At 55.8% G+C, this 7945-nt stretch carries 7 protein-coding genes; 4 read left to right on the plus strand and 3 right to left on the minus strand.

The features are described 5' to 3' along the window. The first annotated feature begins 45 nt into the window (after positions 1-45). The 3 genes from DW913_RS07200 (at position 46) to DW913_RS07210 (ending at position 3747) form a co-directional block, all read left to right on the plus strand. Positions 46-1284, plus strand: coding sequence for an agmatine/peptidylarginine deiminase (locus DW913_RS07200; RefSeq protein WP_117778961.1), 1239 nt, complete (start codon positions 46-48; stop codon positions 1282-1284). Between the two features lie 121 nt (positions 1285-1405). Continuing rightward, positions 1406-2470, plus strand: a complete 1065-nt coding sequence (locus DW913_RS07205) for an ornithine carbamoyltransferase (RefSeq protein WP_117635843.1) — start codon at positions 1406-1408, stop codon at positions 2468-2470. 11 nt (positions 2471-2481) lie between these two features. After that, positions 2482-3747, plus strand: coding sequence for an MFS transporter (locus DW913_RS07210; RefSeq protein WP_117635842.1), 1266 nt, complete (start codon positions 2482-2484; stop codon positions 3745-3747). Positions 3748-3870: 123 nt separating this feature from the next. Here DW913_RS07210 and DW913_RS07215 read toward each other — a convergent pair whose 3' ends face one another. Next, positions 3871-5004: a hypothetical protein gene (locus tag DW913_RS07215; protein ID WP_117798078.1), complete on the minus strand. Its 1134-nt coding sequence runs from the start codon at positions 5002-5004 to the stop codon at positions 3871-3873. 63 nt (positions 5005-5067) lie between these two features. Beyond that, positions 5068-5595: a DUF3592 domain-containing protein gene (locus DW913_RS07220; protein WP_117798079.1), complete on the minus strand. Its 528-nt coding sequence runs from the start codon at positions 5593-5595 to the stop codon at positions 5068-5070. Between the two features lie 538 nt (positions 5596-6133). On the opposite strand from DW913_RS07220, the gene DW913_RS07230 reads away from it, so the two are divergent. Further along, the gene (locus DW913_RS07230) at positions 6134-7087 is read left to right on the plus strand and encodes a tRNA-dihydrouridine synthase (protein WP_117798084.1); all 954 of its coding nucleotides are present in this window, start codon (positions 6134-6136) and stop codon (positions 7085-7087) included. A gap of 144 nt (positions 7088-7231) precedes the next feature. Here the strand turns inward: DW913_RS07230 and DW913_RS07235 are convergent, their stop codons facing one another. Beyond that, complete coding sequence (locus tag DW913_RS07235) at positions 7232-7498, minus strand: ribbon-helix-helix protein, CopG family (RefSeq protein WP_117645840.1); 267 nt, start codon at positions 7496-7498, stop codon at positions 7232-7234. Positions 7499-7945 lie beyond the last annotated feature (447 nt).

The raw sequence follows: 7945 nt of genomic DNA on the forward strand, positions 1-7945 counted from the left end.
TCGCGGCCGGACAGCATTGCGGGAAACCCGACGGAAGGACCAACCATGTACGAGAACTATCGTATGCCGGGCGAGTTTGAGAAGCGCTCCAACGTCTATGTGACATGGCTTCCCGATTACATTCGCGCAGAGGGCTTCGATAATCGCCAGCCCTGCGTTGACGTAATTAAAGCTTTGCTTGAGTATGGCGATGTTACGGTCAACCTCAACTGTGGCACCCCCGGCTCCTACGAGGAAGCCTGCTCGCGCCTTAAAGAAGAAGGGGTGGATCTCGACCGTATCCAGATTACGCAGTTCGAAGACTCCAACTTCTACGTTCGCGACAACGGCCCCAGCATCATGGTCGACGACGAAGGCCATTCCTATATGGTCAACCCCGCTTGGACCTATTATGGCGTGTGGGACAAGAACTCCCCAGAGTGCCAGTCCGCACGCAGGGCAGCTGTTCACATGGCGGTTGCGCTCGGGTGCTTCGATATCGTCAATTCCGAAATGGTTTCGGAGGGCGGCGACCGCGAGTTTGACGGTCACGGCACCCTGATCGCCATCGAGGACACGGAATGCCGCAAGCGCAATCCCGAGTTCTCAAAAGAGGAAGTGGAGGCCGAGTACAAGCGCATCTACAACCTCAACAAGGTTATCTGGCTGCCGCAGCCTATGCTTGAGGACGACGACTATCGACTGGGCATCCTCGACGAGAAGGAAGATGGAACTCCTGTCTTCGGCATGAGCTTCGCCGCCCACATCGATGAGATGTGCCGCTTTATCACCCCGAACAAGATTCTTCTTGCCGAGGTATCCGATGAGGAGGCCGCCTCGAGCAAGGCGGGCGCGGAATCGCGTCGTCGCATCGACGCCGCCTACGAGATTCTACGCGCCGAGACGGACTGGGAGGGCAAGCCCTTCGAAATCGTCCGCATGCCCACTGCCGAGCCGATCGAGGTTGTCATCGCCCCCGGCGACGAGGACTACGAGCTGTATAAGGGCTTCATCGACGAAATGGGCGGCAAGTTCATGGATGGCACCCCTTGGCCCGAAGGCCCCGTTCACTTTTATGCCGCAGCAAGCTACTGCAACTTCCTCATCTGCAACGGCGTCGTTCTTGGCCAGCGTTATTACCACGAAGGCATGAGCGAAGTCGTGAAGGAGAAGGACGAGCAGGCCAAGGCGGTTCTTGAGAGCTGCTTCCCCGATCGCAAGGTCATCATGATCGACTCTCTCGCGCTTAACCTGTCCGGCGGCGGCGTGCACTGCTGGACCAAGGACGTGGCCGCCAGCTGCTAGCAAGTTCTTAAACTTGCGCTGCCTGATCCAAGCGCCACATTTACAGTCCCCGAGGGATATCCGTGTTTCCCTCGGGGGCGCATTCGACACTTACCCATCAAACAATTGAAAGGAAATAGGCATGAACAACAGCCTTCGCGGTCGCGACTACCTCAACATCCACGATCTTTCCTCTGAGGATTTCCGTTACCTCATCGATCTTGCCTGGAACCTCAAGGCCCAGAAAAAGTCCGGTGTCGACCAGCGCTACTTCCCCGGCAAGAACGTTCTCGCCAACTTTGAGTGGGGCTCGACCCGCACTCGTTGCGCCTTTGAGACCTCTTGCAACGACCTGGGCATGGGCTTCACCTATCTGACCAACTCCCACATGGGCGATTGCGAGACCATCGAGGATGCCATGCGCGTCTTCAACGGCATGTATGATCTCATTGTCTATCGTGCACAAAAGGACGAGCAGTTCCTCTATGATGTCGCCGACTTGGTCGATATTCCAGTCATCAATGCCCTCACCCTCGGCGATCACCCGACCCAGATGCTCGCTGACGCTCTCACGATGGAGGAGCAGTGGGGTGGTCTGCGCACGAGCCGTGGCAAGAAGATGGCCTTCGTTGGCAACTGCGCCGGCGCCCCCGTGTGGTATGGCCGTCTGTGCGCGATGCTCGACATGGACTTCCTCGCCATCGGCCCCGACGACCTCCGTCACCAGATGTGCAAGGAAATGATCGAGGAGGTTGAGGCCTGCTACGCCAAGTACGCGCCTAACAGGACCTTCACCATCACCTCTGACCTTGATGCTCTGGACGGTGTCGACGTAATCGTTACCGAGGAGTGGCGCTACATCAACCCCGAGTGCGGCGACGAGGTTCTGGACCCCGACGACTACAACTCTTGGCTTGGCGACGCCGAGTCCCTGTACCCCTATCGCGTCACCAGTGAGCTGTGCAAGCGCACCAACAACCCCGACATCTTCTGCATGCACGAGCTCCCCTCTGTTCACAACGCAAATCACCGCGTTGGCAAGATGTTGCTCGACCAGTGCAAGAACGACCTGCATCGTGAAATCATCACCGAGGGCTTTGAGATTGCGGACGAGTGCTTTGAGGCCAACGCGTCGGTCATCTTCCGTGAGGCAGAGAACCGTCAGCACACCATTAAGGCCGTTATGTGCGCCCTTCTGGGTCTCTAGGAGCTGTATCAATGGAAAATGCAAAGTTAAAGAGCAGCAAGGTTTACGCATGGGTTCTCGTGATCGCGCTCGGCCTCATGTCTGCCGGTACGACCGGATCCTATAGCGTAATCGCTGGCTCCTTCGTCGCGCCCGTGTGCGAGGAGTTCGGATTTGACTACTCCATCTTCTCGTATTACTTCACTGCAACGCTCATTGGTCTTGCAGCGGCTCTTCCGTTTGTCGGAAAACTCATCCCCAAGGTTGTTGGCAAGTTTTGGCTCCCCGTCGTCGAGCTTATTCTGCTCGCCGCTGGCGCAGGCATGGCCTTCTACACCGAAGTCTGGATGTTCATCGCAGCTGGTGCTTTGATTGGCGTTTGCTTCGCCTTCACTACCGGCGTCGCCATGTCCGATGTTATTGACCAGTGGTTCAAAAAATCTGGCGGCCTGGCAATTGGTCTCGCTTGGGCAGTGAACTCGATTTACATGCTCATCATGAGTCCCGTCATCACCTCTGTCATTGAGGCTGCTGGCTGGAGGACTGGTTATCTGGTGCTCGCTGGCGTCTCCGCCGTGCTCATTCTTCCCGCTTCCATCCTGATTATCCGCTATAAGCCCCAGGACAAGGGCATGCTGCCCTATGGCTATGTCGAAGGCGAGACGGTCGCCGAGACCGAGGAGACGACCGAGGATAGTGCACGTGGCGTTAGCTACGCACGCGCTATTAAGTCGCCTGCATTCTTTTTCTGCATCGGCTTCCTCTGCCTCGTTCAGCTTACTTGCTGCATGAACCAGCTGTTCCCCACCTATGCCGCCGAGGTCGGCTTTAGCCCCATGGTGGGTGGCTTCATGGTTTCCGCCGCATCGCTGTTCGACCTGTTCCTCAACCCGATCGTCGGTACCACTTGCGATAAGTTTGGCAGCACCAAGGCCATTCTGAGCTGGCTCGCCGTCTCGATTCTCTCCTTTGTCATGCTCATGATGAGCAGCGGCAACTCGACGCTCAGCATTCTTGCTGCCGGTGTTAACGACGTCATGTACGTCATCGCCGGCACCGCTCTGACCGTTTTGGTGATGGACGTCTTTGGCTCCCGTGACTTTGGTCGCATCTTCGCGCTCATCTGCTCCGTGGGCTATATCGTCGGCGCCTTTGGCATGCCCGTCATGATGAAGGTATACGAGCTTGTCGGCTCCTTCCAGGGCGTTTTCATCTTCTGTATTGCATGCAACGTCATCATCGGTCTGTTCTTGCTGCTGGCAAAGAAGACTGGTAAGAGCCTCTCTTGGGACGAATAGTTCGATTCGTCTTAGTCATACGCTGTAGGAGTTAATCTGCAGCAGCTTTAGGGCATCGGCTAACGCCGGTGCCCTTTTTCATGGAATGTGACAAAGGGACAGTCCCTTTGTCACATTGGGCGCCTAGCTCGTTTTGCCCACCAACGTGATACGGATGCTTGGATGGGTGTACTCGTCAAACTCGTCCTCGGGCTCCGTGTCAAACGAATAGTACGTTTTGATGGGGTTGTCACTCGTCCTGATGGAGATTCTCTCGTAGAGCGAACCGTTCAAAAAAGCCTGCCTAAACTCTTCGGGGAGCTTTTGCGGTGCTAGGAGCTCGGGACTCATGGTCTTGACGTCTACGGTTTGGACGACAGAGGAAAGTTCGTCCAAGTCGAGCTCGATGCGGGCGAGGTTGTCCTCAAGGCTCGCGTCGGGGTCGATCTCTGCTATGTAACTCACTTCCTTGAGCGTTCCCTTGTTGTCAAAGTCCAGATACGTATAGGTCTTCTGGGCGTCGGAGTCGCCTTCGTGCAGATAGCCGCGGACATGATAGCCGTAATCTTGATATCGCTCGTAGGGGTCATCGGCGGACACGTACTCGCATGCGGGCTCTAGCGTCTTGCGGGCGATGGCGATCTGCTCGGCCGCGGCCGCGGCATTCTCCTGCATCTCGATGTTTCCCTGTGCCAGCTGCGGGATATAAGCACCGCACACGATTGCGAGGGGCAGCGCCACAAGTGCGATGATCCACTTTTTTGCACGGGGGATAGGCACGCTATAGGCCTCCGCCATGGCCTTTGCGTTGGCATAGCTTTCGGTAAGTACGTCCGCTGCGGTGGCGACGGCGCCTACGGCAGCGGCGACTTCTGCCGCGCCGCCCAGGTTGCGCACGGTCGCGTTATCGCTGTTCTTAAGCAGGCGCGCGGCAGCCTGCGTACCGATAACGCCTGCGATTTGTGCCGAGCGGTCTTTCTCGGTCTGCTCGACGACGAGTCGGTGCTGCATTTCCTTCCACTGCTTGCCGCGCATGCCAAAGCGCGGCGCGAGCGCGCAGTAGCAGAATATGACGAGCTCGATGGCAGTGAGCGCCAAGGCGGTCATCATGCCCGTCTCTTGGAAGCCTTCGTGATGGAAGACGATATCGTCGATCATTTCGAAGGGAATGATCAAAAAAGGCAGCACGAACGCCATGGCAAGCGCTGCACCGGCAATCTTGGGATAGATGCAGTATCGCTGGATACGCTTGCGTTCTTGTTCGGAAATTGTTGCCATGGCTGGTCCTTGGTGTCGTAACGGTCGTTGCGGCGCATGGGGCGCGGGGCGCATCAGTTTGAGCTAGCGCTGGATAAGAACATAGAGCAAGATGCTCATCGCGATGAGCAAGAAGCCTGCGATGTTAAACATCAGTGTGGCAAAGTTGCCCACGATGGGGCGTTCGACATAGCTTTTGTCTGGGTTGCTGGGGTTGTAGTACACGGTCATTTGGCTACCGAGGGGCCAAAGCTGCTCCGCGAGGGTGCCTAGGCGGGCGATGGGGCCTGTCTGCACGTGCAGCCAGCCCTTGGCGTCTTCGTAGGCGGTGGCTTGCGTGCGGATGGGGAGTCCCGACAAGCTTTTGGTCTTTATGCCACGGAATTGTTTTTTCGCGCGGTATTGCGTGCCGTCGACGGTGTATTCCAAAACGGGATACATCCTGCCTTCGCCCATAAAGCGATGGTCGATGACCGTTCCCATGGTCACGGCGGTACAGGCCTTGGCGTTCTTGCGAGCGACGGCTTTCATGAGCGCGCTCACTCCGATAAGCAGGATGCCGATGCCCCCAACCAAGATGAGCACGAGCAGGGATATCTGCGAGGTGGTCACGGCGTTCTCCTTTGGCGCGATACCGTCATATGTGACCCAGTATAGAGAATCCCGCCATCGATGAGCTATTGCGGGGGGGGGTCAATTCTGAATGTGACAAATGGACTGTTCCTTTGTCACATCGGGGACTGCGGAATCGAGGTCTAATACTTTTCCCGAGAAGTGAACGAGTGAAAACGGACTCCCGAAGCATCGACACTTTTGGCGTGCAATTTCCTGCGGTTTTGCCGGTCAAATCCTGCGGTTTTGACGCCTAAAAATGTCAATGCTTCGGGGGTCCAAATACAGCCGTTCACTTCTCGGGAAAAGTATTAGACCTCGAAATATGGGCGGCGTTCGCGAACGGCAACTAGCTTGCGTCCGGTAGCCGGCACTTGGGGCAAAGGGACTGCCCTTTTGCCCCTTCACCATTGCATCGTATCTGGTGTGGAAAAAATATCGCCTGCGTTCTCGCGCCTGCGAAGAGTTCCTGAACCGCTTGAATGGGATGTGACAAAGGGACAGTCCCTTTCTCACATTGATTTGAGAGTGGATGTTGATGAATTTATCGCTGGCCCCCATGGAGGGGATTACCGGGCATGTGTTCCGTCGCGTGCATGCGGAGTGCTTTGGCGCGCTCGATTGTTATTACACGCCGTTTTTGCCGCCGCCGCGGGTGGGCAACCGCTTTGGTGGCAAGGCGTTTAAAGAGGTCGATCCTGCCAATAACCAGGGGCTTAACGTAGTACCTCAGCTGATGTCCAAGAACGCGGACGAGTTTGTGTGGGCGGCACAGGTGCTCGCCGACATGGGTTATCGCGAGGTCAATCTCAACTTGGGTTGTCCTTCGGGAACGGTTGTCGCCAAGGGCAAGGGTTCGGGTTTCTTGCGCAATCTCGACGAGCTCGAGGTGTTCTTGAACGATGTGTGCGGGCGGTCGCCGTTGCCGGTGTCGGTCAAGACCAGGCTGGGGCTGGAGAGTGACGACGAATACGAGCGCGTGCTCGATCTGTATTGCCGCATGCCGTTGGCAGAACTAATCGTGCATCCGCGCGTACAAAAGGACCGCTATACGGGCTCGCCGCGCAAAGAGTTTTATGGCGAGACGCTGGAGCGGGCGCCGTTTCCCGTGGCCTATAACGGTGACATTTTTGATCTTGAGGGCATGGACGCGCTGGTGGAGGCCTATCCCGGAACGCGCCACATAATGTTGGGGCGCGGCCTCCTCGCGAACCCCGCGCTGGCTCGCATGGTCAAGGGCGGCCCTGCTGCAACGGCTGCTGAGCTGCAGCGTTTCCACGACACGATGTTTGCGGCATATGCGGAAGAGATTGGCGGCAATGCGGTCTTTCGCATGAAGGAGTGGTGGTTCTACGCCAAGTGCGCCTTCGCCGATCCTGTTACCGTTCACAAGATCGTACGCAAGACCAAAAAGGTCGACGAATATCGCGCCGCCGTCGAGCGCGTCTTTCGCGAGCAGCCACTTGCACCCATAGCCCGCTTCCACGGCTAGCTAGTCATTGGGGACGTTCTTTAACGACTACTCATTTAAGTGCGTCCCCAGCGACTATGTTGCAAAAGCTGTACGTCAGCACCCAAAGATGTCGAAAAAAGTCGACTTTGGATGCTGACATACACGTTTGGGTTCGGCGGGGGACTAGGCAATCCTTGCGTCAAGGGTAATGAGCTCCCTGAGCCGCTCTGCGCGTGTCTGCCCATGACGCTTTGCCTTTGCGTCAAATGCTTCAAGAACCGATTCACCCACACGTGCCGATAAAACAACGCTTGGTTCATCGGAAATCGGCGGCCTTCCCAACTTGACGGTGTGGCCCTTTGGCCACTCATCTTTTTCGTATGCCGCTGCGGCTTTTTCTAGCTCACCGGGAGCAAACCCCATCATCTTTTCGAGCTGCTTGGCGTCCATAGTGCCTCCTATCGATCGATTCCGATTTCCCTGAGCACCTTGCGCGTAGGAGGGACAAGGGCGTGGTAAATGATGTAGCCATCCCGATCGGGGCAACATCGAGCGATGAGCTCCATGAGGCGGCTTCTCTTTTTGTATACAATTTTGTAGACAAAAAGCGATATACTAGATATAACGAAACAACGAACTGAATAAAGAATACAAAAAAAGAGCCACGACCAGTTAAAGCCTGAGAAACTTTAACTGCGAGCCTTAATTGATTACCACCAATCAATTAAAGAAGTCGAGACCCAAAATTTGGTAAAGTATTTAATTACTTTATTAATCAGATACTTAAATATCTGTAAACCCATTATATCGGGTTTTTGAGGGGATTTCAAGTCTTTAAGAAGATACCAGGCAATCAATTAAGAAACCTTGATTATCGACTTTATCCGAACACCTCCC

Source organism: Collinsella sp. AM42-18AC (genome assembly GCF_003467965.1).
Classification (GTDB): Bacteria; Actinomycetota; Coriobacteriia; order Coriobacteriales; family Coriobacteriaceae; genus Collinsella.

Coding starts and splice junctions, on each gene's coding strand:
- DW913_RS07200 (WP_117778961.1), top strand. CDS start 46: ATGTACGAGAACTATCGTATGCCGGGCGAGTTTGAGAAGCGCTCCAAC.
- DW913_RS07205 (WP_117635843.1), top strand. CDS start 1,406: ATGAACAACAGCCTTCGCGGTCGCGACTACCTCAACATCCACGATCTT.
- DW913_RS07210 (WP_117635842.1), top strand. CDS start 2,482: ATGGAAAATGCAAAGTTAAAGAGCAGCAAGGTTTACGCATGGGTTCTC.
- DW913_RS07215 (WP_117798078.1), bottom strand. CDS start 5,004: ATGGCAACAATTTCCGAACAAGAACGCAAGCGTATCCAGCGATACTGC.
- DW913_RS07230 (WP_117798084.1), top strand. CDS start 6,134: ATGAATTTATCGCTGGCCCCCATGGAGGGGATTACCGGGCATGTGTTC.
- DW913_RS07235 (WP_117645840.1), bottom strand. CDS start 7,498: ATGGACGCCAAGCAGCTCGAAAAGATGATGGGGTTTGCTCCCGGTGAG.